Source organism: Nocardia sp. NPDC051929, from assembly GCF_044548645.1.
GTDB lineage: Bacteria > Actinomycetota > Actinomycetes > Mycobacteriales > Mycobacteriaceae > Nocardia > Nocardia sichangensis.
In genome coordinates, this window is sequence record NZ_JBIUCG010000004.1 from 174,780 (window position 1) to 200,296 (window position 25,517).

21 protein-coding genes are annotated in these 25,517 nt (G+C 68.8%); 11 read left to right on the top strand and 10 right to left on the bottom strand.

The genetic code is table 11. The features are described from left to right. Positions 1–4 precede the first annotated feature (4 nt). Positions 5–1,117 carry an alkene reductase gene (locus ACIHAX_RS06880; RefSeq protein ID WP_397276214.1) on the bottom strand — a complete coding sequence of 371 codons (1,113 nt, stop codon included), beginning with the start codon at positions 1,115–1,117 and terminating at the stop codon, positions 5–7. A 64-nt stretch (positions 1,118–1,181) separates the two neighbouring features. On the opposite strand from ACIHAX_RS06880, the gene ACIHAX_RS06885 reads away from it, so the two are divergent. Then, on the top strand, positions 1,182–1,550 hold the full coding sequence (locus ACIHAX_RS06885; protein ID WP_355072089.1) for a MerR family transcriptional regulator: 369 nt from the start codon (positions 1,182–1,184) through the stop codon (positions 1,548–1,550). Here the strand turns inward: ACIHAX_RS06885 and ACIHAX_RS06890 are convergent. Further along, positions 1,547–2,737, bottom strand: a complete 1,191-nt coding sequence (locus ACIHAX_RS06890) for a helix-turn-helix domain-containing protein (RefSeq protein ID WP_397276216.1) — start codon at positions 2,735–2,737, stop codon at positions 1,547–1,549. The two genes, ACIHAX_RS06885 and ACIHAX_RS06890, sit on opposite strands and share 4 nt — an antisense overlap. Before the next feature lie 357 nt (positions 2,738–3,094). Between ACIHAX_RS06890 and ACIHAX_RS06895 the strand changes: the two genes are divergently transcribed. Both ACIHAX_RS06895 and ACIHAX_RS06900 read left to right on the top strand, forming a co-directional pair. Beyond that, positions 3,095–3,562, top strand: a complete 468-nt coding sequence (locus ACIHAX_RS06895) for a hypothetical protein (RefSeq protein ID WP_355071326.1) — start codon at positions 3,095–3,097, stop codon at positions 3,560–3,562. 836 nt (positions 3,563–4,398) lie between these two features. Further along, complete coding sequence (locus ACIHAX_RS06900) at positions 4,399–6,021, top strand: DUF2339 domain-containing protein (RefSeq protein ID WP_397276218.1); 1,623 nt, start codon at positions 4,399–4,401, stop codon at positions 6,019–6,021. A 328-nt stretch (positions 6,022–6,349) separates the two neighbouring features. Here the strand turns inward: ACIHAX_RS06900 and ACIHAX_RS06905 are convergent, their stop codons facing one another. The 4 genes from ACIHAX_RS06905 to ACIHAX_RS06920 are packed head-to-tail and all read right to left on the bottom strand — an operon-like array spanning position 6,350 to position 12,307. Further along, positions 6,350–9,364, bottom strand: coding sequence for an MMPL family transporter (locus ACIHAX_RS06905; protein WP_397276220.1), 3,015 nt, complete (start codon positions 9,362–9,364; stop codon positions 6,350–6,352). After that, positions 9,364–10,092, bottom strand: coding sequence for an NYN domain-containing protein (locus ACIHAX_RS06910; protein WP_195044044.1), 729 nt, complete (start codon positions 10,090–10,092; stop codon positions 9,364–9,366). The genes ACIHAX_RS06905 and ACIHAX_RS06910 overlap by 1 nt, the downstream gene beginning before the upstream one ends. Next, on the bottom strand, positions 10,089–10,901 hold the full coding sequence (trmB, locus tag ACIHAX_RS06915; RefSeq protein WP_356962988.1) for a tRNA (guanosine(46)-N7)-methyltransferase TrmB: 813 nt from the start codon (positions 10,899–10,901) through the stop codon (positions 10,089–10,091). The genes ACIHAX_RS06910 and trmB overlap by 4 nt, the downstream gene beginning before the upstream one ends. Before the next feature lie 59 nt (positions 10,902–10,960). Further along, complete coding sequence (locus ACIHAX_RS06920) at positions 10,961–12,307, bottom strand: lipase family protein (protein WP_356962987.1); 1,347 nt, start codon at positions 12,305–12,307, stop codon at positions 10,961–10,963. 151 nt (positions 12,308–12,458) lie between these two features. Between ACIHAX_RS06920 and ACIHAX_RS06925 the strand changes: the two genes are divergently transcribed. The 4 genes from ACIHAX_RS06925 (at position 12,459) to ACIHAX_RS06940 (ending at position 18,062) form a co-directional block, all read left to right on the top strand. Further along, entirely contained in the window at positions 12,459–13,241 is a 783-nt protein-coding gene (locus tag ACIHAX_RS06925) for an SDR family oxidoreductase (protein ID WP_355071333.1), read from the top strand. Positions 13,242–13,310: 69 nt separating this feature from the next. Next, the gene (locus ACIHAX_RS06930; protein ID WP_397276223.1) at positions 13,311–14,444 is read left to right on the top strand and encodes a hypothetical protein; all 1,134 of its coding nucleotides are present in this window, start codon (positions 13,311–13,313) and stop codon (positions 14,442–14,444) included. Between the two features lie 37 nt (positions 14,445–14,481). Beyond that, complete coding sequence (locus ACIHAX_RS06935; protein WP_397276225.1) at positions 14,482–16,011, top strand: hypothetical protein; 1,530 nt, start codon at positions 14,482–14,484, stop codon at positions 16,009–16,011. A 218-nt stretch (positions 16,012–16,229) separates the two neighbouring features. Then, a complete protein-coding gene (locus ACIHAX_RS06940; protein ID WP_397276227.1) occupies positions 16,230–18,062 on the top strand; it encodes a phosphoenolpyruvate carboxykinase (GTP) in 1,833 nt (610 codons plus the stop codon). Between the two features lie 252 nt (positions 18,063–18,314). Here the strand turns inward: ACIHAX_RS06940 and ACIHAX_RS06945 are convergent, their stop codons facing one another. After that, positions 18,315–19,079 carry a hypothetical protein gene (locus ACIHAX_RS06945; protein ID WP_355071340.1) on the bottom strand — a complete coding sequence of 255 codons (765 nt, stop codon included), beginning with the start codon at positions 19,077–19,079 and terminating at the stop codon, positions 18,315–18,317. Between the two features lie 39 nt (positions 19,080–19,118). Then, a complete protein-coding gene (locus ACIHAX_RS06950) occupies positions 19,119–19,871 on the bottom strand; it encodes a phosphohydrolase (RefSeq protein ID WP_356962981.1) in 753 nt (250 codons plus the stop codon). 103 nt (positions 19,872–19,974) lie between these two features. On the opposite strand from ACIHAX_RS06950, the gene ACIHAX_RS06955 reads away from it, so the two are divergent. Then, positions 19,975–20,931, top strand: coding sequence for a GlxA family transcriptional regulator (locus ACIHAX_RS06955; protein WP_397276355.1), 957 nt, complete (start codon positions 19,975–19,977; stop codon positions 20,929–20,931). Between the two features lie 344 nt (positions 20,932–21,275). After that, positions 21,276–21,479: a hypothetical protein gene (locus ACIHAX_RS06960; protein WP_356962979.1), complete on the top strand. Its 204-nt coding sequence runs from the start codon at positions 21,276–21,278 to the stop codon at positions 21,477–21,479. On the opposite strand, the gene ACIHAX_RS06965 is transcribed toward ACIHAX_RS06960, so the two are convergent. After that, positions 21,480–22,925: an aldehyde dehydrogenase gene (locus ACIHAX_RS06965; RefSeq protein ID WP_355071346.1), complete on the bottom strand. Its 1,446-nt coding sequence runs from the start codon at positions 22,923–22,925 to the stop codon at positions 21,480–21,482. Positions 22,926–23,134: 209 nt separating this feature from the next. Between ACIHAX_RS06965 and ACIHAX_RS06970 the strand changes: the two genes are divergently transcribed. Then, positions 23,135–23,446, top strand: coding sequence for a hypothetical protein (locus ACIHAX_RS06970; protein WP_355071348.1), 312 nt, complete (start codon positions 23,135–23,137; stop codon positions 23,444–23,446). On the opposite strand, the gene ACIHAX_RS06975 is transcribed toward ACIHAX_RS06970, so the two are convergent. Then, positions 23,443–24,228, bottom strand: coding sequence for a class I SAM-dependent methyltransferase (locus tag ACIHAX_RS06975; protein WP_355071349.1), 786 nt, complete (start codon positions 24,226–24,228; stop codon positions 23,443–23,445). The genes ACIHAX_RS06970 and ACIHAX_RS06975 overlap by 4 nt on opposite strands. A gap of 115 nt (positions 24,229–24,343) precedes the next feature. Between ACIHAX_RS06975 and ACIHAX_RS06980 the strand changes: the two genes are divergently transcribed. Continuing rightward, on the top strand, positions 24,344–25,516 hold the full coding sequence (locus ACIHAX_RS06980; protein ID WP_364424766.1) for a glycosyltransferase family 4 protein: 1,173 nt from the start codon (positions 24,344–24,346) through the stop codon (positions 25,514–25,516). The last annotated feature ends 1 nt before the right edge of the window (position 25,517 follow it).

Here is a 25,517-nt window from a genome sequence, read left to right on the forward strand (position 1 = left end):
CTGGTCAGCCCGCCGTGGGAGTCAGGTCGAGCGTCGGGTAGTCGGTGTAGCCTTCCGCGCCGCCCACGTACATCAGATGCGCGTCGCGCACCGGGTTGAGTGGTGCGCCGGTGCGCAGCCGCTCGACCAGATCGGGGTTGGCCAGGAAGGAACGGCCCAGCGAGATCGCGTCCGCACCGCCTGCGAGCAGGCGCTGCGCGGCTTCCCGGCCGCCGTCCTCGGGCAGCGGGACGCCCCAGCCCAGATTCGGGTTGGCGATGAGGGCCCCCGGCCACAGCGCCCGAACCCGTTGGAACAGGGGCTGTTCGGAGTCGGCGAAGACGTAGTGCAGGTAGGCGAGGCCCTTGCCGGCCAGCGCCGAGACGAGTGCGGGGTAGATGTCCTCGGTGTCGCCCTCATCGATGCCGTTGACGGACACTCCGGGGGAGATCCGCACGCCGACGCGCTCGGCGCCGATCGCGTCGGCGACCGCCTCGACCACCGCCACGGTGAATCGGATGCGGTTGGCCACCGACCCGCCGTAGGAGTCGGTGCGCTGGTTGGTGTTCTGCGCCAGGAATTGGTGCAGCAGGTAGCCGTTCGCGCTGTGCACCTCGACTCCGGCGAATCCCGCCGCGATCGCGTTTTCCGCCGCGGACGCGAAATCGGCGATGGTGGCCTCGATATCGGCGGTGGTCATCTCCAGCGGGACGACGGCATCCTGCGCGCCGCTAGGAGTGTGGATGGGCTCGGGCAACGGAACCGGCGAGGGCGCGACCGGGTGCAGCCCGCTGTTGTCCGGATGGCCGACCCGGCCGCCGTGCTGGAGTTGCAGGAACATTCGCCCGCCCGCCGCCGCGACGGCGCCGGTCACCGCTCGCCAGCCCGCCACATGCGCGTCGGTGTAGATGCCGGGAATGTCGGCGTAGGTCTGACCCACCCGGTTCGGCGTGGTCGCCTCGGCGATGATCAGGCCGGCGCTCGCGCGCTGTGCGTAGTAGGTCGCCATGATCTGGGACGGCGTGCCGTCGGCCGCGGCGCGGTTACGGGTCATCGGCGCCATCACCAGGCGGTGCGGCAGCGCGAGGGAGCCGAGGGTCGTGGGCTGGAAGAGATCGGAAGCCGCTGCGTTCGTCATGTTGGTACGGTAAAACTTGACATCAATGTGAGATTCAAGCCCGAAGGCGAAAGGCCAGGTGAGGATGCGAATCGGGGAACTCGCCGAGCGCACCGGCGTGAGCGAACGGTCGCTGCGCTATTACGAGGAGCAGGGCATGCTGGCCTCCGACCGCACGAGCGGCGGTCACCGCGACTATCCGGAGCGCGCGGTGGACCGGGTCATCCACATCCAAGAGTTGCTCGCGGCGGGACTCACCAGCAAGAAGATCGCGCGAATCCTGCCCTGCATGCGCGATGCGGACGGCGGTCCCAACGAGTACGCCACGCCCGCGCTGGTCGACGAGCTGCACACCGAGCGCGAACGGATCACCCGCACCATCAATGATCTCCTGCGCTCGCGCGAGGTGCTGGACGAGGTGATCGAACGAGCCGGGGAACGACCGGCGGGCTAGGTGTTGACCCCGATCCGGCGGGCGAACGCGCGCAGCGGCACCTTGCGGTCGTGGTCGAGCAGTTCGGACACGATGTGGCGCGGCAGCGACTGGTATTTCAGCCAGTCCGCGCCGCCCACCCGTTCCGCGGTCAGCAAGGCGTCCAGCGCGCGCTGGTGCCGGCCGGTGCGGGTCAGCGCGACCGCCGTGTCGGCGAGGTGCCGCGCCCGGGATGCCTGCGGGAGACTGCCGTTGACCGGCATGTCCTTGGCCGCGGCCAGCGCCTCCGGGTAGCGCTCGGAGGAGATGTTGACATCGACCGTCTGCATGACGACCTGGGAAGGGCCGAAATAGGTCTCGTAGTCCTGCCGGTCCGTGCCGATCCGCAGGGCCACCTCGCTCGCCGCTTCCACCAGGGACAAGGCGTCGTGCACGTCCTGGGCCCGGCCCGCCGCGGTCGCGCCCTGCAACACCAGCGAGCCGTAGGCGGACAGATGCGTTGGCGTGACGTCGCCGGAGGGCTCCAGGGTCGCGGCCGCGTTCAGCGCCACGCCGCGCGACTCGTCGTAGCGGCCCTGCACCAGCAACTGCCAGGCCACCGAACCGCGGATGGTGGCCAGCAGTAGGGGATCGTTGCCCAGCTCGGCGGCGGCGAGCGCCTGCCGGATGGCCAGGAACGCCGGATCGGTCTGGCCGAGATGCACCAGCGTGCATCCGGTTACCCAGTACATCCGGGCCAGCAACTCGTTGGCGGGTGCGACCGAACCGTTGCGCGCGGCGTGCACGGTGGCGCGCAGCTGGGTCAATCCCGGCGGAAGGATCGAGGTCAGCAGCTCGTAGCGGCCCGACCAGTAAGCGCCCCAAGCGTATTCGACCGAGCGCCGGCCGTCGTCGAGGCTGACCGCCTCGTCTTCCCTTGTCTCGCCGAGCAGGTCGTCTACCGGCGTCAGCGCGCGGCGGATGGCCACGATGCCCGCGTCCGGATTGGTGGACGGCACGCCTTGGCGCTTGCCGATCAGATCGGCGATATCCACGTCCAAGGCGCGCGCGATCTTCTGCAAGCTGGCGATGGAGGCGGTTTGGCGGCCACCCTGCTCGAGTTTGCGCACCAGATCCACGCTGACACCCGCCTGATCGGCGAGCTGGCGCTGCGTGAGCGCCTTCCCGCGGAACTGGCGGATCCGAACTCCGATCGACGATTCGTCCATACCCAAGTCCTTTTGTTAAATCTGGGTTTCAGAGTACGACGCTATGTTATCTGGGACTACCGAAGTGGGACATTGCGTACGACTCGTTCGCTGCTGGTTGGAATACCGTTGCCTTTCTGCAACTTTGAATGCAAAGGGCGGCGGCAATGAAAACCATGCCGAAGAACACCTTGCAGGCCGGGCGCGCCGATCGCGCGTGGCGGCCTGGTGCACAGACCACGCGACCGGCGCGCCACCGCGCGATTCGACCGCTACGCCAGGTCAGCGCTCTGCCCGCGAACGCCGGAACACGGATGCGCGACCAGCGCGGGTTGCTACCCCGAAAGCCTCTCGTTTCGACCGAATTCGGCTACTGCGATGCGGAGTAAAGCGATGTTCGAGGGCTGTCACGACCCCCAGGAAGTCGCGCATCTGCTGCGGCATACCTACGGGCTTCCGGTTCAGTTGCTGGCCGGACGCCCGACGATAACCACCGGCTCCATCATGGGCGCGATCGTCATGCCGCCGGAACTGGGTCGCAAGGTGCTCGTCCAATTGGACCGCAACCACACCGCACCCGTCATCGCCGATCCGGGCGAGCGCACATGGACCTTTCTCGTCACGCCCCCGAGCCCCGCTCGGCCGGTCGAGGTCGCGGTCCGGCGCTGTCTCGCCGGTCACGGGGTCACCGTGGTCCCCGGCGGTCGCATCATCCTGCTCCCCAGCTCCGACTCGGCACTGGGCTGGCACTGGGCGGGCGAACCGGCGCCGGGCGTCCTGCGCATGCCGCCGCGCACCGCGGTGATCGAGGCCGTGCACGAGGTCGTCGGGTTGCGCACCTACTGACCACTTGGCGCGACCGGTCCTCATCCGACTGCCCTGGGTGAGGGCCGGTCGGGCGGGTAGAACCCGCCTGTCTACCAGGGGTAACTACTCATGCTCGCGCGCGTCGCGGTGACCAGCATGAAGTCATGACTACCTCCATCGATCCGGCGTTGCTCGCGCGTCTCTCCGGCGAGTTCACGACGCTGGGGACGCAGTTGGGCGTGCTCGGCCGGGATCTGCGTGTGCTACATGAGCAGGTCGTCGCGGATGCGGGTGTCCCGGTGCGTCCGGCCTCATCCGACACGCCGGGTGTGCCCGGGAACGAGGTACCGCGCGGGGCAGCGTCCGGCGAGGCGCGCGATTCGATTGCGCAACCGTCGGTATACGGCGAGACCGGCGGACAGGCGTTCGGCGATGCCTCGGAACCCGGTGCGCCCGCACGCCCGGTCGCGGGGTCGTCGAGTGGAATCGGAGGGTCTGTCAGCGGTGGGTTCGCTGGATCGTCGTCGCGTGCGGCCGATGCCCACGCCGGCGGTGGGTTCACTGGGTCGTCGTCGCGTTCGGCCGATACGTTTGCCAGCGGCGGTTTCGCGGGATCGGGGTACGCGGCCTCCGGTGCGATACCGCCGATTACGCCGCCCTGGCCGGGACAATCGTCGGCGGCCGGTGTGCCAGTTCCCCCTCCGCAGCCCGCATACGTTCCGCGTTTCGCCCCACCGCCCGGCGGTGCGTGGGGTGGCGCTCCGTGGCCGCCCAACGCGCGGGGACCGATGCCAGGGGCGGTGCCGCCTTGCCCGCCTGTCCCACCGCGCGCGGGGCCACCGGTGCCGCATACGCCGTGGTGGCAACGTGACGGGGTGATCAGCCGGCTCTTGGCGCTGGCGGGTGTCGCGGTGACGTTGATCGGCGTCGCGATGCTCCTAGTTCTGGCTGCCCAGGCGGGATTCTTCGGGCCGGTGCCGAGAGTCATTGCGGGAGCGGTTTTCTCGGCTGGGCTGTTGGCTGCGGGAGTACGAGTCTTCCAGCGGACCGGAGGGCGGGTCGGCGGTATCGCACTGGCGGCCACCGGCATCGCGGGCGCCTATCTCGATGTCGTCGCGGTGACCGCCATCTACCACTGGCTGCATCCGGTACTCGGGCTCGCCGTCGCTTTCGGTGTCGCCACCGCGGGCGTCGGTTTGGCGATGCGGTGGCGCTCGCAGCCACTCGCGGTCCTGGTGGTGCTCGCCGCGGCGGCGCTGTCTCCGGTGGTGACCACGCGGGTGGTACTGCTCGCGTTCCTGATCGTGTTGCAATTGGTCTGCGTGCCGGTGCAATTGACGCGGAACTGGCCATATCTGCACGTGGCGCGCACATTGCCTGCCGTACTGGCGACGTTTGGGTTCGTCGCGGGTGTGGTTCTCGGAACTCCCGCCGCTGGAGAGCGCACCTGGGTGCTCGTGGCCGCGGTGGCGGTCGCGTTGGTCGGAATCACCGGGACGATCGTCGTCGTCCGGCACCGGCCCGCCGATCTCACCGCCTCGCTGACGATGGCGGCAGCGCTCGTGCCGCTGCTGCTCGCCCCGGGGATGTATTCCGAACGGCACATCGCGGTGTCGGTAGCGTCGATCGCCGCCGCGGTGCTCCTGCTCGTCGCCGCGGTGAGCATGGCGCCGAAAGTGAACGAGTTGGTACGGATCCCGGGGCACACGGCCCTCGTGGCCGCCGTCGCGGGCTCGATCGCTGCGCTCGAGGCATGTGTCGGCGTTACCGAGACGCGGACCTTGCCCACGGCTCTGCTGCTGGTGGCGTTGGTCTTCCTCGGCGTCGCGGGCCAGCGGACGTCCCGCCCGGCGGCGGGCCTCGGCGCGGCGTTCGCGGTGCTCGGCGGCTTGGCGCTGCTGAATGTCGCGAGCCCGGAAGTGCTTGCCTCGCGACATCTTTCGGAGGCGAACCTCGGCGTGGCGACCGTGCTCGGCGCGACGCTGGCCCTCGCGGTGATCGCGGTGGCGATGTGGTGCGCGCGGCGATTGCCCGGACCTGCCGCGGGCAGCGCGTGGCCATGGATCGCCGCGAGCGTCGCCGGACTCTACGCGGTGACCACGACGACGGTCTCCCTCGGCGTCGCGACCGGAACGCCGAACGGGTTCCTCCTCGGCCACAGCGCCGCGACCATCCTCTGGATGGCAGCCGCGACCAGCGCCCTCCTGTTCGGACTTCGCGCACTCGCCGAAGCACCCGCGGTCGCCAAACTCGCCTTGGGTTCCGGTTTACTGGTCACGGCAGCCGCACTGGCCAAACTGTTCCTCTTCGACCTGGCCACCTTGGACGGCTTGGTCCGCGTCGTCGCCTTCCTCGTAGTCGGCATTCTGCTGCTCTTGGCAGGTACCCGCTATGCGCGCGCCTTCGCCGACGCGGGAACGGGGAACGCACCTGATGGCACCGCAACGACTGTCACGAAGCGAACGGAGGAGCCCGACGACTCCGGTCGAGCGAGCTGACTTACCCGTGACCCGGTCGCGGTGGCCAGATCGTCGCCACGCTCACCGGGAACGCACTCAAAGCGAGAGGTCGCTGCGCGATCGCTTGCGCCGCGTGAGCGAGGTCGGCACCGCGTTCGCCGCCGAACAGTGGTCTGCGAACGGGCCGGGTGTCGCGCGGCTACGAACAGGCGAACGCGTGCTCGACCGCCTTCGTGCTCTGCTCGCAGGACAGTTCGGTCGGCAGGCCTGGCCGATGGTGCTACGCAATGCGCTGAGCGGGAACCGCTGGGCCATGGTGGATTCAACGACTACGGCGCGGCGGCTTCGCGTCAGCGGTGGCGTCGGCTCACTCGCGGTCGCGGCGGCGCAGTAGTTCGTTCACGCTCACCGTGCGGCCGTCGCCGCCGTGGTGCCTGCCCTCCTCGGGGGCCCGGCCGATGTGGCGGCGGGAGGAGCGCAGTTCGGCCATCCAGCTCTCGATGCTGCTGCGGTTGGTGGTGTCCGGTCCGTTGTACGGCTCCGCGGGGATCTCGGGTTCGGGTGCGCGGTGCGCGGGGACGTCGGAAGCGGCCGGAGCATCGGGCGGCAGGTGGTGCGCCGGACCGGGCGCGTCGGGGCGCTGTTGTGCGAGATCGACGGTGTGTTCCTGCGAGATGCCCGACAGCGGGCGTGGTTCCGGTGCGTGGGTCGGGCGCGGGGCGGGTGGCGTGATCGGTGAGACGGCGGGTCGCGGGCTGTGCTCGGGCAGGGTCACCGACGGCACACCGGCGTGCGATGCGTTCGGGTCCTGCGGCAGGCCGGGGGGCGGCGCCGGTCGCGGCGGGTGCACGGGCGGTGCCGGCGGCCGTTGCTCCGCTTGGCCGGGCGAGCGAGGATCGTTCGGAACCTGCGAAATCCGCCGCGGGCGAATCGGTTCACCCTGCGGGGGTGTGGGATTCCGTGGTGGTTCCGTGCGTGGCCTGGCCGGATCGAGCGGCGGCGGCGCGGGGGTCGGCTGCGGTGCGGGCGACGGCGGTACCCGGTCCAGCCGCCTGGTCGGCGCCTCGGCCTCGATCTCGGCGACCGTGCGCGGCTTGCGCCTGCGCGGCACCTTGTTGGCGGCGGTGACGGCGGGGATCTGCATGGTCACCGGATCGGTGATCGGCGTGGTCTTCACCAGGTCGACGACATCGCTACCGCCGACGCGCTCGTCATCGAGGATCGGCTCACCGAGCCCGACCTTCTCCTGCACCTTCTTCATCCAGGCAGGCGCCCACCAGCAGTCGTCGCCAAGGAGCTTCATGGTGGCCGGGACGAGCAGCATGCGCAGCACGGTCGCGTCGATGAACAGCGCCGCGATCATGCCGTAGGCGATGTACTGCATCATCACCAGGTCGGAGAAGGCGAACGCACCGGTGACGACGAGCAGGATCAGCGCGGCCGCGGTGATGATCCGGCCGGTCTGCGCGGTACCGATCCGCACCGCCTCGGTGGTGCTCGCGCCTTGGGCGCGCGCCTCGACCATGCGCGACATCAGGAAGACTTCGTAGTCGGTCGACAGGCCGTAGATGATCGCGATGATCAGCACCAGCACGGGCGACATGATCGGCTGCGGAGTGAAATTCAACAGTCCCGCGCCGTGGCCGTCGATGAAGATCCAGGTGAGGATGCCGAGCGTGGATCCGAGACCGAGGGCGCTCATCAGCGCGGCCTTGATCGGCAGCACCAGCGAGCCGAAGGTCAGGAACATCAGCAGCGTCGTCACGAACAAGACGAGCGCGATCATCAAAGGCATCCGGCCCAGCAGCGCGTTGATGCTGTCCTTCTGGATCGTCGGCTGACCGCCCACGAGCATGGTGACGCCGTCGGGCAACGGCAGCGAGCGGAGGTAATCGATGGTCGGATCGGCGTCCTGCGAATTGGTCAGCGTGACGGACGTGTTGTAGATGGTCTTGTCGTTGGGAGCCGTGCTGGGCGGATAAGCGAATTCGCCGGCCAGCCCGGGCGCTTTGCTCGCCTCCTTCACCACCTTGGCTACCTGGGGAGCGAGGCTGGGATCGTCGACTACGAAAACCAGTTCGATCGGATCCGATTTGCGCAGCGGAAAGATCGTGTCGAACTCTTTCTGCGCCAAGCGGGTCGGATTGTCCGGCGGCAGATACCGCTCGTTGATACCACCGAAGCTCAGATTCTTGACCGGGATGATCAGCAGCAGCAAGAGGATGCAGAGCGGGATCGCGATCTTGAGCGGATGCTTCATCACCCAGCGGGTGGAGCGCCCCCAGATACCGTTCTCCACCTCATCGGCGGTCTTGGTCTGGCGGAACCGCTTGAGGCCGAGCAGGTCGACCCGCTTGCCCAGCACCGACAGCATGGCGGGCAACACGGTGATCGAGGTCAGCGCCGCGAGTGTGACCGTCGCGATGGCGCCGTAGGCCACCGACTTCAGGAAGCCCTGCGGAAACAGCAGCATGCCGCCGAGGCTGGCGACGATCATCGTGGCGGAGAACACCACGGTGCGGCCCGAGGTCATCACCGTTCGGCGGACGGCGGTCCTGGTGTCGTATCCCTCGGCGAGTTCCTCGCGGAAACGACTCACTATGAACAAGCCGTAGTCGATGGCCAGGCCCAAGCCGATCATCGAGACGACCGGCGAGACGAACGAATTCACCTCGGTGAACTCGGTGATGAACCGCACGATGCCCCATGCGCCGATCACGGTGAGACCACCGACGATCAGCGGCAATCCGGCGGCGACGATGCCGCCGAAGACGAAGAACAGCAGGACGGCCACCGCCGGAATGGCGAGGATCTCCATGCGCTTCTGGTCGTCGGCCATGGTGTCGTTCAGCGTGCCCGCCACGGCCTGCAGACCCGTCACCTGCACATCCACTCCGGGGATGAAGAAAACGTTCTTCACCTTCCGGTAGTTGCGCACCATCTCGGTGTCGTTGTCGCCCTTGATGGCGATGGAGGCGAAGGCGTACTTCTTGTCCTTGGAGCCGAAAACGGAGGCCTGGACTGGAATGTTCGCGCTGTTCCGCCAGTAGACACCGTTGATCTGGGTGATCTCGTCGGGATGCTCGCGGGGTAGACTTCCCAGATTCTCGAGGATCTTGCCGCTGAATTCCGGATCGTCGATGGTCTTGCCGTCCGGCGCCGTGTACAACACGATGACGTCGGATTTGTGATCCCGTTCGAAGGCACCGTCTTTGATCCTCGCCGCGCGCGCCGACTCCGAGGTCGGATCATCCCACCCGCTGGAGCTGAGGTGGTCCTCCAACCCGAGGCCGTAGCCACCGAGAGCCAGAAGACCGGCCACGACCACGCCGATGACGGCGAATCGCAGCCGGTATACCAGATCGCCCCAGCGTGTGAACACTAAGCGACTCCTTGGGCGGGGCGAGAGGTGAGCAGTGCCGACAGCGGCCGGAACGGCTGCAGCCAGGCACCCTCGTCGGGCAGCGAGTCGAGGCTCACCCGGGGCAGCGGTTCACGGAACACGCCCGGAATGTCCTCGAGGTCGATGAATTCGAGAGTATCGGATGTGACGGCCCAACTCGCGTGCTCGCGGAAGCCGAGCACCTGAACCGGCACTCCTTTGGCGGCGAGCGCCTCCAGCGGTTCGCGGAACGCCTGGCCGTCGGCGGATGCGACCATGATGCCCGCCAAGCCCGCGCCGCGGCTGCGTAAGGCGATGTGCGCCAGCATGTCGGCGTCGACGTCGGAGTCCTCGTCGATCTTCGGTTTGGCGAAGACCGCGTAGCCGACGTTGCGCAGCGCCTCCACCCAGGGCCGCACGACGTCGGCGGTGCCGGGCGCGATGTTGGTGAAAACGGTGGCCTCGGGTTCCACCCGATGCACCGCGCCCACCGACAGTTCCGCGGTCCGGGCCAGCAGCCAGCGGCCGAGCGCGTCGAACCGCGGGCGGTAGGCGGCGGTCGGACGACCGCCCAGAATGGCGCCGAGGCCCATGTCGAGGTTCGGGGCGTCCCACACCAACAGGACGCGGCGCACGTCCGGCCCCGAGCTGCCCAGACCTTCCGCTCCGCCGCCGTGCACCTCCCCGGCAACATCGACCACTTCGTGGGCCATTTCACTGACGCTCATCGGTCGATCTTCCCCCATATGAGCTCCGTGATGGCGCTACCGGCGCGATGTGCCTTGCCCTCGAATTTCGTGACGGGCCGCTCGAAACCGATCGGCGCGGTGGCGCGATGCTCCGCGCTGACGCCGCCCGTCGCCTCGTTGAGACCCGAGAGCAGGGGCTCCGCCATGCCGACCGCGTGGATGTGCTCGGCATAGCCCGCGTGGTCGGTGGCGACGTGCAGCACACCGCCCGGCTTCAGGCGGTTGGCGATCAGCGCGACCGTTGCGGGTTGCAGCAGCCGCCGCTTGTGATGGCGCGCCTTCGGCCACGGGTCGGGGAAGAACACCCGGACGCCGGTCAGCGACTCCTCGGCAATCATGTTTTCCAGTACGTCGACCGCGTCGCCGCGCAGCAGGCGGATGTTCTCGATCCCTTCGCGCTCGATGCGCTGCACCAACTGCGCCAGGCCGGGCTGATACACCTCGATGCCGATCAGGTTCAGGTGCGGTTCTGCCTGCGCCATGACGGCCGTCGCGGTGCCCGTGCCACAGCCGATCTCGATGACCAGCGGAGCGTCGCGACCGAACCAGGCGGCGGCGTCCAGCGGCTCGTCGGCGACCTCGCGGCCGATCGAGGGCCACATCCGGTCCCAGGATTGCTGCTGGGTGGCGGTCAGCGCGCCCCTGCGCGACCGGAAGCTGGTGACTCGTGGGTACAGGCGGGAGCCGGTCTTGTGCCTGGGCCCGCCCTCGGCCGGAGCCGAAGCTGTGGACGGCGGGCCCGGAACTGACTCGGCAGTATGGTTCGCGGCGTCGTTCACGGCGTCCATTGTCCAGCATCCGGCGATCAGTGCGGCAAGCGGTTGTGCACGGGCCGCTGAGCAGGAGGTCAGGCGGCGCGCGCGGGCGCGATCCTCGGCTCGGTCGGCCGTTGCTGACGCAGCGGTCTTCCGAGCGCGACCTTGGCCGCGGTCACCGCCATCTCCAGCAGTCCGCGCACGCCCGAGGGTGAGGCGGCGACCGACCAGACAGTGCTGTCGCCCGCGTCGCTCACCGGTTGCCCGGCGAACCGGTCTGCCAGCCAGTCCAGGCTGATCGGCGTGGACAGCGGCAGCAGCGAGAAGTGCTCGCTGAGCCGGTCGCGAACGTAGGTCACCGCGGCGCCGCCGCGACGGTAGCGGGCCACCTGGCCGTCGATGCCCTCGATGTGGATGACCTGGTCGTGGATGGGTTGCACCACCAGCAGCGGGCAGGCCGGCGTCGTATTGCCGAGCCGAAGATCGTCGAACATCGCCCGCAGCTCCGGGGTGTCGAGCACCTCGGCGAGCGGGCGGTCGAGGAAGTCGTCCACCTTCTTGCCCGCCAGCCCGAGGATCGCGCCGACCGGCGTCGCGTTCTCGGCGCGGACGACGAACCGGTGGCCGTCCGGGCTGAGCTCGTTGTCGATCAGCGAGCTCAACGCGGGATACAGCCTGCGCAGGGCGGCGATGACGATGGCGGGCAGACCCGCGAAGGGCGTGCCGTTGAGCCGGTCGAAGACCTGGCGCGGGTCGCCGACCGGGGCGCCGAGCACCGCGCCGACGATGTCGAGTTCGGGGGCGTAGGTCGGCGCCATCTCGACCGTCCACGAGCTGGCCATGCCGCCGCCGGAGTAGCCCCACACCGCGACGCGGGTTTCCGGGCCGAGCCCGAGGGGGTCGAAGCGCAGGGCGGCGCGGATGCCGTCGAGCGCGCGGTAGCCGGGCTCGCGCGGCGCGCCGAAGTTACCGTGCGGTCCCTCGTGGTCGGCGATGCTCACGGCCCAGCCGCGCCGCAGCGCGTTCGCGACCAGGAGCCATTCGAACTGGGTGATCGAACCGAGCGCCCGCGAGCCGTGACGCAGCGCGTAGGACGGCGAGCATTTCTCGGTCACCGCGTCCATCGCGGTCTGGAAGGCCAGCAGCGGGCGATCCTGGTCCGGTTCCGCGCCGATCGGAAGCAGGACGGTGGTGATCGCCGCTTCCGGCGCCCCGTGCAGATCACAGCTGCGGTAGAGTAACTGCCAGGCCGAGACCTGTTGCGGGACAATTCCGAACAGCGCCACTTCGATCTTCCTGCTGCGCAGAATGGTGCCCGGCGCCTTGGCCGCGAACCCTTTCGGCGGTCGATGGAACGGGTCCGTGCTGGGCAGCAAGGGCTTGCGGTCCGCGGGACAGGCGGGCTCCCGGTCGACAGCGCCGATGACATTCGCGGTCATCGCAACCTCCTCATCTTCGAGGTCGGTTGCCGCATGCGAAAGTTCAAGCTGCGCACCGGTTATGGTGCCGACCACTTCTGCAGGGTAAGTGACCGACCGGGCGTGTGGGAACCCCGCGATACACGTCATTCCCGGCACTAGACTCCCCGGCATGAGCAGACCGACAGTATTCATCACCGGCGCGGCGGCGGGCATCGGGCGGGCCACGGCCTTGCTTTTCGCTGCGCAGGGATACCAAGTCGGGGCTTACGACATCGATGAAGTCGGGCTGACCAGGCTTTCCGGTGATATCACAGCCAAGGGTGGCGTAGTTAACACAGGAGTGCTCGATGTGACGAACGCCACGCAGTGGGCGGAGCGGCTCGCGGAGTTCCACGCCGCGACGGGACGACTGGACATCCTGGTCAACAACGCCGGGATCCTGCGCGCGGGGCCGTTCGAAGAGATCGACATCGCCGCCCATCGGGCGATCGTGGAGGTCAACGTGGTGGGCGTGCTCACGGGGACACACAGTGCGTTCCGCTACCTGCGCGACACGCCGGGCGCGCAGGTGGTCAACCTGTGCTCGGCTTCGGCGATCTACGGCCAGGCCGAACTCGCGAGCTACGGTGCGACCAAGTCCGCCGTCAAGAGCTTCACCGAGGCGCTCGACCTGGAATGGGAGCGCCACGACATCCGCGTGCTCGCGATCTGGCCGCTGTTCGTGGCCACGGCCATGGTGGACGGCGTGACGACCGGGACGACGAAATCGCTGGGCGTACGACTGACCGCCGACGACGTCGCGGCCGGGATCTGGGAGGCCACCCGCAAGCGCGCCCGGCTGCCGAAGGTGCACTACGAGATCGGCGCGCAGGCGAAGGTGCTCGCGACGGTGGGGAAATACGCGCCGAACTGGATGGTGCGCACCGCCAACAAATACTTCAGTGGCAGCTGAGCCCGTCGAACCTGCCCGGCGAGCCGACTTCTGACACAATTGCGCACCGTAAAAGGGGGTGGGTGCAGCATGCCGACAGCCACTGATTCCGATGGGCCGCTGCGGGAGCGTGGCGTGCCGACGTCCGCGCACGATCAGCTCGACAAGCTGCTCGCCGAGCTGCGCTTCGGCACCGGGCGGGATCCGCAGATCGGGTACGCCGCGGCGGCGGCCGTCAGCGCGTGGCGCAAGCCGCCGCGCATCCAGGTGACCGGGCGCGCGCACGCGGGGCGGACAACGGTGCTGCACGCGCTCGCGCTCATGTCTGCGGTGGAGACCGATCCGGTGGACCGGCCGGATGCGCCCGACCCCGACCTCGACGCCGACATCGTCGTCTACGTGCTGTCGGCCGCGCCGACGCCGGCCGATCGGAGGGTGCTGGCCACGCTGCCGCCGCAGCGCACGATCGCGGTGCTGAACAAAGCCGACGCGATCGGCTCTCGCTGGGGCGATGCCGTGGCCTCGGCCCAGCAGTACGGCAGTCAGCTGCGGCTTCCGGTGGTTCCGGTGGTCGCCGCGCTCGCGATGCGCACCCGAGCGGGCGCGCTGACCGGCGCGGAGCTGGACCTGCTGCGCAAACTCGCCACCGAAGCCGACCCCGCGTTGCTCCTCGCGCCGGACCTGTTCGTCGCACCGGGGCCGGATGCCGCCGAGCGCGAGGAACTGCTGCGCCGCTGGGATCTGTACGGCGTGGCCTGCGCGTGCACGGCCCTACGGCACGATCCGGATCTCGCTCCGCAGGCGCTGCTGCAGATCTTGCACGCGGCCAGCGGCATCGACGCGCTCCACCAGTTGCTGCACCGCCGCTACGAACAAGTGTCCGCGCTGCGCGGCGGCGAGCTGCTCGACGAGCTGGCCCGGCTCGCCGCCCGCGCGGTCCCGGAGGAGGGCGGCCGGGCGCGCGACCTCCTGGAGTCCTATCTGTACAGCGACGACGCCGTCTGGCTCGGACTCTGCGCGGGCCTGGCGGGGCCCGAAGTGGCCCATCTCGCCGCAGGGTATTCCGCGCCCGCTCCTTCCGACGCCGACGATGCGCTTGCCCGCGCCACGCGCTGGCACGCGGTCGTCACCAGCGATATGCCCCCGGCCGCCCGCCGCGCCGCGTTGCGGGTGCACAACGGGTACGTCCGACTATGGGAACGGATGAGCAGTGCCGGTCTCTGAGCCGCCGGAATCGGCGTCGCCTGGTGCGGCTGCCGCGGTGGATCCGCCTTCTCACACGGCGGGCGACTCCGCCGACGGCGAAGCCGAGCGTCCCGCCGCGCTCGTCCCCGAGCTCGCGGCCGTGGTGGAGCGATGGAATCCGCAAGGTATGGCGCTGCTGCGCGCGGTGCACGACTCCGGTGGCGCTCGTGCGGTCACGGTGATCGGCCCCGCCGACGTCAACACGACCTTGTTGCGCACCGAGTTGGCCCGGTTCGAACCGCGCCTCACGCTGTCGGAACCCCGCGCCGACGCCGTATCGGAGTCCGCCCCGCCCGCGGTGGCGTTGATCCTGCTCGACGCGGGCACCATCATCGGCGCGGACACGCTCGGGGTGGTCGATCGGTTGCGCGCGGACGGCGCCCGCCTGCTGCTCGCCATGAACGGCGTCCACGCCCACCGGGACTGGCACGCCGTGCGGGAGCGCGACCTGGAGTTGCTCGCCGCGTCGGGCGCGGGCGATCTGGACATCGTGCCGGTCTCGGCGCGGCTCGCGGCCGCCGCACGCGCCGCGGGCGACGCCGGACTGCTCGATCGCTCCGGTGTCGGCGCATTGCACGCGCGGCTCACCGCGGCAGCCGCCGCAGGCGGTGACCGGCCGGGTGCGGTGACCGGCCGGGTCCTCGCCGACACGCGTCGACGGGTGGCCGAACAGGTGGCGGTGCTGCGCTCCGGCGTCGAAGCGGCCCGGCTGCGCGAGGAGCGCGCCCTTCTGTTGGCCGGTCGCGACGGGGGGCGCGCCACCGCGATGTCCACCCTGCGCGGGCAGCTGCACCTGGCCCGGGTGGACCTGATGACCGAGATCGGCGCGAGCATCCGGGCGCTGCACACCGCCGTGCGCGCCGAGCTGGACCGGCTGCGGCCCGCCGAGCTCGGCGGCTACCCCACTCGGCTGCAGCAGTCCGTCACCGAACTGACCGGCGCCCTCGACCACGTCATCGACCAGCGCATCGCCGAACTGAGCGCCCGGATCGAGAGCACGGATCGGGGTTCGCCTACGCGGCGGCGCGACCAGGCCCCTCGGGTCGGCCCGGATCCCGAGCCACGCCATCGGGGTGTCGAAGATCACCTTATGATCGCGCTCGGCGCGTCGGCCGGTGTCGGTCTGGGTCGCTTGCTGGTTGCTCCGTTCTCCCTGGTATCGGCCCTCGACGTCGCGAGCGTGCCGGTAACGTTGCTGCTCGGCGGCGGTGCGGCGGCGTGGGTGGTCCGAGCACGGCGCCAGCTGGCCGATCGAGCGCACATTCGGCAATGGGTCGCCGACGCGTTGGTCAACGTAAAAGCGCAGCTCGAGCAGCGCGTGGTGACCGCACTCGTGGAAGCGGAGACCACTTTGGCCGATCACGTGGTCCAGGCAAGCACCGCGCGAATGGTCGAGACGGATCGCAGGGTGGCCCGGCTGGAGGCCGAATTGCGCCGGATGGCGGCCGAGCAGCCGGGGCAGCTCGCCGCATGCGAGCGCGACGTCCGGATCCTCGATCGCTGGATCGCGCCTGTTGAAACGAACGACCAATTGGGTACACAGTGAGGAACCCGATACCGTACCGGCCGTCACATCGCGTTAACCTCTATTCAGGAACTTGGGCGTCCGCTAAGTCCTGATCTGCCGCCCTCCTGGGGTGCGCGTTCGACCGGTCGGAGCGGGCGCCTTCCCGCCAACGGTGGCGCTCGGTGCATTCGCGCTGGTCATGGGCCTAGGGCCAGGCGGCGGAGCATCGAACAGCCGCCCATCTCAGGAGAGTTTTCATGACGTCAGCGACCATTCCTGGTCTTCGTGGATCCGACGGCAAGGCGCCGACCGAGCACAGCGAACTACTCGCCTGGGTACAAGAAGTCGCCGAACTCACCCAGCCGGATCGAGTGGTGTGGGCAGACGGCTCCGACGAGGAATGGGAGCGGCTCACCGAGCAGCTCGTCGCGGCGGGGACGTTCAAGCGGCTGGACGAGAAGAAGAAGCCGAACTCCTTCCTCGCCCTCTCCGATCCCTCCGACGTGGCCCGGGTGGAGTCGCGCACCTACATCTGTTCGAAGACCGAGGCCGACGCGGGCCCGACCAACAACTGGGTCGACCCGACCGAGATGCGCGCCACGATGACCGAGCTGTACCGCGGGTCGATGAAGGGCCGCACCATGTACGTGGTGCCGTTCTGCATGGGCCCGCTGGGCGCCGAGGACCCGAAGCTGGGCGTCGAGATCACCGACTCCGAGTACGTCGTCGTGTCGATGCGCGTGATGACCCGCATGGGCGCCGCCGCCCTGGAGAAGCTGGGCGCCGACCGCCCGTTCGTGAAGGCGCTGCACTCCGTGGGCGCGCCGCTGGCCGACGGCCAGGCCGACGTGCCGTGGCCGTGCAACGACACCAAGTACATCACCCACTTCCCCGAGGATCGGGAGATCTGGAGCTACGGCTCCGGCTACGGCGGCAACGCGCTGCTCGGCAAGAAGTGCTACTCGCTGCGGATCGCCTCGGCGATGGCCCACGACGAGGGCTGGCTGGCCGAGCACATGCTGATCCTGAAGCTGATCTCCCCGGAGAACAAGGCCTACTACATCGCCGCCGCGTTCCCCAGCGCCTGTGGCAAGACCAACCTCGCGATGATCCAGCCGACGGTGCCGGGCTGGCGCGCGGAGACCTTGGGCGACGACATCGCCTGGATGCGCTTCGGCAAGGACGGCCGTCTCTACGCGGTGAACCCCGAGTTCGGCTTCTTCGGCGTCGCGCCGGGCACCAACCGCAGCTCCAACCCGAACGCCATGGCGACCGTGGAGGCGGGCAACACCGTCTACACCAACGTCGCCCTGACCGATGACGGCGATGTGTGGTGGGAGGGCCTGGAAGGCGAGCCCGATCACCTGATCGACTGGAAGGGCAACGACTGGTACCAGCGCGAGACCGAGACGCTGGCCGCGCACCCGAACTCCCGCTACTGCACGCCGATGGCGCAGTGCCCGATCCTGGCGCCCGAGTGGGACGACCCGCAGGGCGTGCCGATCTCGGCGATCCTGTTCGGCGGCCGCCGCAAGACCACCGTCCCGCTGGTCACCGAGTCCTTCGACTGGCAGCACGGTGTGTTCATGGGCGCGACGCTGTCCTCCGAGCAGACCGCGGCCGCCGAGGGCAAGGTCGGCACCGTCCGCCGCGACCCGATGGCCATGTTGCCGTTCCTCGGCTACCACGTCGGGGACTACCTGGGCCATTGGATCAACGTCGGCAAGAACGCCGACGCGGGCAAGCTGCCGAAGATCTTCTACGTGAACTGGTTCCGCCGCGGCGGCGACGGCCGCTTCCTGTGGCCGGGCTTCGGTGAGAACTCCCGCGTGCTGGAGTGGATCATCGGCCGTATCGAGGGTTCCGCCCAGGCGGAGGCGACCGCGATCGGCAACGTGCCGACCGCCGCGCAGCTCGACCTGGAGGGGCTGGATGTCGACCCCAAGGACGTCGACGAGGCGCTCGTCGTGAACGCCGACGAGTGGCGCAAGGAGATCCCGCTGATCGAAGAGTGGTTCGAGTTCGTCGGCGACAAGCTGCCTTCCGGCGTGCGTGACGAGTTCGAGGCGCTCAAGCAGCGTCTGGGCTGACACTCCACCCAAAGTAGCATTCGCCCGCACCATCCGGCAGATGGTGCGGGCGATTTGTTCTGCGAGACAAACGTTTCCGTGCTCAGCGCGGTCCGGAAGCACCCTTCGAGCATCGCGGTCGGCCGTGGAGCTCGCCGGACCACTCCGCGCGGTCCGCCCTCCACGAACCATGGCTTGTCGTCCAGCGTGGTCGTCGCTCTACCGCGCGGAGATCGCGGATCATGGCTGCCGGAAACGGCGACACCGTGTCGGTTATAGAATCCCGAGGGCTTCGAGCTGATCTAAAATTTCCGACACTCGTGTGTGAATCGATCTCATGCAGGCGACGAGCGGCACATCGTCATCGGTATCCGGAACATTGACTACGACAGTCGCCACGAGTCGGTTGTTGTATGTGAGCTGAGATTGTGTGAACCCAGGGCGAAGCTTCAAACGGAAATGTTTGAAAACAGCTCCCGGCACGAGTTCGTGGACTGCCAGTCCTGGAATATCCACGACTTCGTAGTCATCCGATGGTGCGAAAATCAGCTCGGTCCTGAACGAGTTGGTGACGAGCACTCGGCGGTGCGCGTCACGGTCGACGAGTTCGCGGAGAAGTCCGAGTGGGTGATGTGTCGGCTGCGGATCGTTATATGGCTGATGGCGGAGAATTATCGCTGTGGTCGTGGCGTCGAATATCTCCTGAACGCATATCTCCTCACCCCTGCTGTCCGTGCTGCTCAGCAAGATCGGGAAATGCTCCGCGTGCGGGTAGACGGCGTGGTCGAGGGCGGCCCTCGAGTTGGTGAGCGCGTCACCGGTGATCAGTCCCCACTCGTCGGGCACCTCGGATACGCTCACCGCGGCCACCTGGCAATCGATCTCGTTCTCGTATTCCAGGCTCGGGGAAAGGTCGACTCGGACTTCGACCTGGTTCGCGTTCTGGTATTCCGAGATCATGCGTTCGAGGTCATTGATGTGGTGTCCCGCGCGAGCAAGCTTGTGCCGTGCGCTTGCGATGCCGGTGACACCGTTCATAACGTTGAGCATACCGATCGGTCTGACGGGGCGGCTTGGTTATTCGGCGAACGGTGACATCCGGATCATGGCCAGGAAACCCGCCCTGTTGAGCCAATGAATCCGGCCTTTCGGCATCGCCTTCGCTTCCGCTCGGAAGGCGGCGACGACATGCCGTGCGAACTCCAGTCGCGGGTGCCGCCGCAGCAGTTCGGCGACCCACTCGCGGTCCAGTTCCGCCAGTCGCGTCCCGAGTACGTCCACCGAGGCTCCTGCGGAGACGAAGCCGCCGGGGTCGCCGAGATCGTCGGCGACCCCGGGCGTGATGTGGGCGGCGATGGCCGCGCCGATCGCTTCGGCCCGTTCCGGCGGCGCGCCCGCGCCCAGTGCGACGGCGGCCGCCCGTTCGCCGCCGACCACGGCGAAACACCTTCCGGGCGTGGGATGTTCGAGTTGCAGGTCATGCAGTAGACAGGAGACGTAGACGAGCTCGTCGTCGTAGGCGGCGCCGTCGAGATCCGCCAGGACCCGTCCGAAGTAGTAGGTCCGCAGCGAATGGTTCAGCACGTGCGGCGACAGCGACTCCCGCGCCTCGGTCTCCGCCGCGACGGCGAGCTGGGAGTCGGGTAACCGCAGGCCGGCGAACTCCAGCCGCCCGCGTCCCCGCCTGCCCAGTGCCAGCCGGAGCCGGTTGGGCGCCATGGCGGGCAGCGTGCGTGCGGTCGCGACGGCCAACGCGCGGCGTTGCTCTTTCGACAGAGCGCCCCCGGTGCGGGTGGCCCATGCCCAGTCGAGGCCCGTCGGTGCGGCCACGATTCCTCCTTCTGGTCGGAACTCGGTGTGCACTGAAGTCAAGCGTGTGTCCGGATCCGCGGCGAGTGGCGGAAATGACAGTATTGCTCGGATTCGTGCCAAACTGGGGACGATGAAGCAAGTCGTGGCGCTCGCGCTGGACGGGGTGATGGCCTTCGACCTGGCCTGTGCTGTTCAGGCGTTCCGGCACGGGCCGGGCAAGACCGGCGAGCCGTCCGGGTTCGAGATGCGGACCTGTGGGGTGCGTCCCGGTCCGGTGTGGACACCCAACGGCTTCGAATTGCGCGTGGAGCACGGGCTGGAGGCGTTGGCGGAAGCCGATGTCGTCGTCGTGCCCGGCATCGGTATCCCGACCCTGCCCACCCCACGGGAGGCGCTCGTCGCATTGCGCGGCGCGGCCGCGCGGGGCGCGACCATGGTGAGCATCTGCGTCGGCGCGTTCGTCCTGGCCGAGGCCGGGCTGCTGGACGGACGACGCGTGACTACGCACTGGGCCTATTGCGACGAGTTCGCCGAACTGTATCCGGCGGTGCGTTTGGACCCGACGGCCCTCTACGTCGATGACGGTGACGTGCTGACGTCGGCCGGGCTGTCGGCGGGTCTCGATCTGTGCCTGCACATCGTCCGCCGCGAGCTGGGCGCGCACGCGGCGGCGGAGCTGGCCAGGTGGAACGTCACCGCGCCGCACCGGGAAGGCGGTCAGGCGCAATACATTCCGGACGCACCCGCCGCGCGTACCGATGGCGGTCTCGCCGCGACGATGGCCTGGGCGGTGGCGGAACCAGCTGCGGCGGTGGACGTTTCGGCGCTGGCCGCGCACGCGCTGATGAGCGAGCGGACCTTCATCCGTCGTTTCAAGGCGCAAGTCGGCACCACGCCGCGGCGGTGGCTGGATGCCCAGCGCACCGCACGGGCGCGCGAGCTTCTGGAAACCACGCGTTTGCCAGTGGAAGTCGTCGCGGTAAAGGCCGGGTTCGGCAGCGTCACCGCGCTCCGGGCGCACCTGCGTGCGGCGACGGGCGCGACACCGGCCGCGTATCGCCGGTCGCTGGGCCGGTGAACGCACCGGGGTGAAGTGCCTGGTACGGCGAATGACCTTGCGGGGGAGATGATTCGGTTGTGCCGACCTCGGCGCTCGGGAGTCGGGCGGTCGGATCGGTGTCCCGCGTCACACTCTAGTTCGCGAAATTCCCACGGACCGATCGGTTTAGCCGGATGGGAAAGGGGGTAATGATCTTGTCGAGAGATTTCGTGTATTCGTAACCTATGCTTGGCGTGTTCTTCCTTCCGCATCACCCAGTCGGATTACTGGCGGTTAACTGATCGACTGAACGACTTCCCTACCGATATCGGACCCGCGATGCCGCGGCGCACGGCGAGATCGACGCGAGAGGTGGATGGAGCATGGCCGATCCGGAGATGACGATGTCGGTTGCCCCGATGGTGGCCGAATTCGAGTTCGAGACCGTGAGTACCCCGCTGCGCCGGGCCGCGGGACGGCTGCGCGCGGTGCTGCCGCCCGGGTGGCGCGTCGAGATCGTCGACGCACCACCCCGGCGTTACGGCAACCGTGCTCCGCTGCTGCGTGTGGTCATGCCACCGGAGTGATCAGCCGGTCCAGCCGAGCGGCATGAGCAGCGACTTCTGCTCGCAGAACGAATCGAGACCCTCCGGGCCGTTCTCGCGGCCGAGTCCGGAGGCTTTGTAACCGCCGAACGGCGAACTCGGATCGAACGCGTACCAATTGATCGCGTAGGTGCCGGTGCGCACCCGCGCCGCGATCTCGGCGCCGTGTTCGATATCGGTCGTCCACACCGAGCCCGCGAGACCGTAGACCGAGTCGTTGGCGATGGCCACGGCCTCGTCCTCGGTCTCGTACGGGATGACCGAAAGCACCGGTCCGAAGATCTCCTCTTGGGCGATGGTCGACTTGTTGTCCACGTCGGCGAAGATCGTCGGCTCGACGAACCAGCCCCGGTCCAGCCCCTCCGGGCGACCGCCGCCGAGCACGAGTCGCGCTCCCTCGGCCTTGCCCTTGGCGATGTAGCCCTCGACCCGATCGCGCTGGCGTTCGGAGATCAGCGGACCCAGCTGCACGCTCGGGTCGTTCGGGTCGCCCACCTTCATCGTCTTCACGTGTTCGACCAGCGCGTCGAGAATCTCGTCGTACCGGCTGCGCGGGGCGAGGATGCGGGTCTGCGCGACACAGCCCTGCCCGCTGTTCATCAGGCCGGAGAACGCGAGCACCGGGATATTGGCCGCGACGTCCATGTCGGGCAGCAGGATCGCCGCCGACTTGCCGCCGAGTTCGAGCGAGACGCTCTTGAGCTGACCGGTGGCGATGGCGCCGATCTTGCGGCCGACCGCGGTGCTTCCGGTGAAGGTCACCTTGTCCACGCCGGGGTGTGAGACGAGGTACTCGGCCGCGTCGGGCTCGGCGGGCAGCACCGAGAGCACGCCTTCGGGCAGGCCCGCCTCGGTGAAGATGTCGGCGACCAGGTTCGCCGTGAGCGGAGTCAGCGGGGCGGGCTTGAGCACGATGGTGCAACCGGCCAGCAGGGCGGGCGCGAGCTTGTTGACCGCGAGGAACAGAGGGACGTTCCACGCGGTCACCGCCGCGACGACACCGCGCGGCTCGCGGGTGACCCGAGTGGTGCCGAACCCGCCCACCCGGGTCTCCGACCACGGGAAGGACTCCGCCAGGGCCGCGTAGGCGTCCAGTGCGGCGACCGCGGGCAGCTGGTTCAGCGTCATCGCGATCATTTGCGGCGCGCCGACCTCGGCGGTCAGCGCGGCGAGCAGATCGGCGGAACGCTGTTCGATCAGCCGGGCGGCGCGGGTGAGTACCTCGGCTCGCTCCTTCGGGGGCGTGGCGGGCCACGGTCCGTGATCGAAGGCGTGCCTGGCCGCGGCGACCGCGGCGTCGACATCCGCCCGGCTCACCGCGGGGACGCTGCCCACCGGCTCGACCGTGGCCGGCGAGATGACCTGGATGCGCTCGGCGGTGGCTGGCGCGGTCCAGCGGCCGCCGATGAACAAGCTGTCGTAGTGCATGAGAACACGTTACAGTTTTGCCTCCGCATTGTCTGTAACCTGTTCCAGTTTTACGGCCCGGCGGCGCCCTGGCCAGTCTGAATCCCGACCTCTCGGTTCGCTTTTCGCAGAACGCACTATTGCGTTCTGTTGCTGGAAGGGGGATGCTGTATCGACATATCAGCTCGCTCCATTACCGAATCGTTACCGCAAACTGGGGAGTCCGAGTCATGGCGGTGCAAGTGATCGGCCGGTCGCTGATGACCAGTGATCAAACCGAGCATCAGGCTAAGAGTGTCGGCAGTGGCGGGTGGGTGGTCTCGTTCCTACCCGGACGCACCCTGACAATCGAGCAGGCGACGGCGGCTATGCAGGCCGCGGAGGCGGTCGCCGCCGTAGGGATGCTGGCCGACCTGGTCGGGCTCACCACGCTCGAGACCGTCGGGTTGGCGATGCGCGAATCGCCGTGGAGCGAGCCCGTGCACGCTCCCTGTGGGAAGCGGCACTGGCGCCGCGGATGGCTGGAGCCGTACTTCGGCTAACTTTTGGTTGCCACCACGACCAGATTGCTCACAAGTAACTCACGCACCATCGGCACCCGGATCAACCACCACGCCCAGCGGGGGTGGTAGCGCGGGAAGACCGTGTGCACCTCCGCCGGAGTACGTGCCGCCCAGCGCAATCCGTCAGCGGCCCGCACCGCGAACAGCGACGTGCCGAACCTGTTCTTGGGTTCGCGCCCGTGCTTGCGCCGATACCGCCGGGCGGCGTACTCGCCACCGAGGTAGTGCCACGGCCCGGTCTCGTGGCCGCCGAACGGGCCGTGCCACACCGTGTAGGAGAGCACCATCAGCCCGCCCGGCCTGGTCACCCGCACCATCTCGTCGGCCATCACCCACGGCTTCGAGACATGTTCGGCGACGTTCGACGAGAAACAGATGTCGATCGCGTCGTCGCGGAACGGCAGCGCCATCCCGGACCCGCGGACCGCGCCCGCCACGGAAAGGCCCGCGGCGTGCATCTCCGTCGGATCGGGCTCCACCGGAATGTAGCGAGCCCCCGTACGGGCGAACTCGTCCGCGAAGTAGCCCGGACCGCCGCCGACGTCGAGTATCGTCGCCCCGTCCAGCGACCGGCCGGTGAGATCGGCGTAGAAGTCGGCGATCAGCGCCGCGCTGTCGGCGGCCAGACCTCCGTAGAACAGGGCCGGGTCGGTCTGCTCGAACCGAAAACTGCCGAGCAGTCGCAGCGACCGGCGCAGGGTCGCCCGGCGGGCGAACCGAGGCGAACTCCTGCGTGTCGGCGTCTTCGCGGCTTTGAGCACGGCGCCGAGTCTCGCACAACCCGGATGCCGGCCTGCTCGGGCGGGTGCTCGGGATAGGGTGTAGCGCGACGTCCGACATTCCCACCGGGACCTACTGACCGAGAGAAGCTCCACCGTGCGCGAAGTCCTCCTGCTCTGCTGGCGCGACACCGGGCACCCACAGGGCGGCGGCAGCGAGCGGTACCTCGAGCAGGTCGGCGCGCAGCTCGCGGCACGCGGGGTTCGAGTCACCCTCCGTACCGCCCGCTATCCGGGGGCGCCGCGGCGCGAACACGTGGACGGCATCACCATCAGCAGGGCGGGCGGACGCTACACGGTGTACCCGCGAGCGCTGGCCGCGCTCCTGCTGGGCAGGATCGGTCTCGGCCCGTTGCGCGGCGTGCGGCCGGACGCGGTGATCGACACCCAGAACGGCATACCGTTCTTCGCCACCGCCGTCACCGCGGCCCCGTCGGTGGTGCTGGTGCACCACGGTCACCGGGAGCAGTGGCCGGTCGCGGGCCGGCTGGTCGGCCGCGTCGGCTGGTGGATCGAGTCGTGGCTGTCGCCCCGCGTACACCGCCGCAATCAATATCTGACCGTTTCCCTGCCGTCGGCGGAAGAGCTGGCCACCCTCGGTGTGGACCGCTCCCGAATCGCGGTGGTTCGCAACGGGGCCGAACCTGTTCCAGTGGACGCACCCACCGGCGCCGCGGAAACCCGCACTCCCACACCAACTGTCGTGGTGCTGTCCCGGCTGGTGCCGCACAAGCAGATCGAGGACGCGCTCGCGGCCGTGGCCCGGCTGCGCGACCGCATCCCAGGTCTGCGCCTCGACGTGATCGGCGGCGGCTGGTGGGCGGACAACTTGCGGGACAACGCCCGCGAACTCGGTATCGCCGACGCCGTCACCTTCCATGGGCACGTGGACGAGCGCCGCAAGCACGAACTCCTCGCGCGCGCCTGGGTGCATGTGCTGCCTTCCCGGAAGGAGGGGTGGGGGCTCGCGGTGATCGAGGCGGCACAGCACGGTGTTCCGACGGTCGGCTATCGCAGCTCGCGCGGGCTCACCGATTCCATCGTGGACGGCGCCACCGGAATCCTGGTCGACGACGTAGCCCAGTTGGCCGACGCCGTCGGCGACCTGCTGGACGATCCCGGCGCGCGCACGGTCATGGGGGAGAAGGCCCGCGCCCGCGCGCGCGAATTCTCTTGGGAGCAAACCGGAAACGGAGTCTACGAAGTATTGGCGGCGGCCGCCCGCGGCGAGCACACGAGCGGGTTGATCGCGCCGCGGACAGCGGACTGAA

Bases quoted from the DNA above. Each gene is read 5' to 3' on its own strand.
- ACIHAX_RS06895 (WP_355071326.1), top strand. From the start codon at position 3,095: ATGCGGAGTAAAGCGATGTTCGAGGGCTGTCACGACCCCCAGGAAGTC.
- ACIHAX_RS06925 (WP_355071333.1), top strand. From the start codon at position 12,459: ATGAGCAGACCGACAGTATTCATCACCGGCGCGGCGGCGGGCATCGGG.
- ACIHAX_RS06970 (WP_355071348.1), top strand. From the start codon at position 23,135: ATGGCGGTGCAAGTGATCGGCCGGTCGCTGATGACCAGTGATCAAACC.
- ACIHAX_RS06940 (WP_397276227.1), top strand. From the start codon at position 16,230: ATGACGTCAGCGACCATTCCTGGTCTTCGTGGATCCGACGGCAAGGCG.
- ACIHAX_RS06885 (WP_355072089.1), top strand. From the start codon at position 1,182: ATGCGAATCGGGGAACTCGCCGAGCGCACCGGCGTGAGCGAACGGTCG.
- ACIHAX_RS06965 (WP_355071346.1), bottom strand. From the start codon at position 22,925: ATGCACTACGACAGCTTGTTCATCGGCGGCCGCTGGACCGCGCCAGCC.
- ACIHAX_RS06945 (WP_355071340.1), bottom strand. From the start codon at position 19,079: ATGAACGGTGTCACCGGCATCGCAAGCGCACGGCACAAGCTTGCTCGC.
- trmB (WP_356962988.1), bottom strand. From the start codon at position 10,901: ATGGACGCCGTGAACGACGCCGCGAACCATACTGCCGAGTCAGTTCCG.
- ACIHAX_RS06930 (WP_397276223.1), top strand. From the start codon at position 13,311: ATGCCGACAGCCACTGATTCCGATGGGCCGCTGCGGGAGCGTGGCGTG.
- ACIHAX_RS06960 (WP_356962979.1), top strand. From the start codon at position 21,276: ATGGCCGATCCGGAGATGACGATGTCGGTTGCCCCGATGGTGGCCGAA.
- ACIHAX_RS06920 (WP_356962987.1), bottom strand. From the start codon at position 12,307: ATGACCGCGAATGTCATCGGCGCTGTCGACCGGGAGCCCGCCTGTCCC.
- ACIHAX_RS06910 (WP_195044044.1), bottom strand. From the start codon at position 10,092: ATGAGCGTCAGTGAAATGGCCCACGAAGTGGTCGATGTTGCCGGGGAG.
- ACIHAX_RS06880 (WP_397276214.1), bottom strand. From the start codon at position 1,117: ATGACGAACGCAGCGGCTTCCGATCTCTTCCAGCCCACGACCCTCGGC.
- ACIHAX_RS06890 (WP_397276216.1), bottom strand. From the start codon at position 2,737: ATGGACGAATCGTCGATCGGAGTTCGGATCCGCCAGTTCCGCGGGAAG.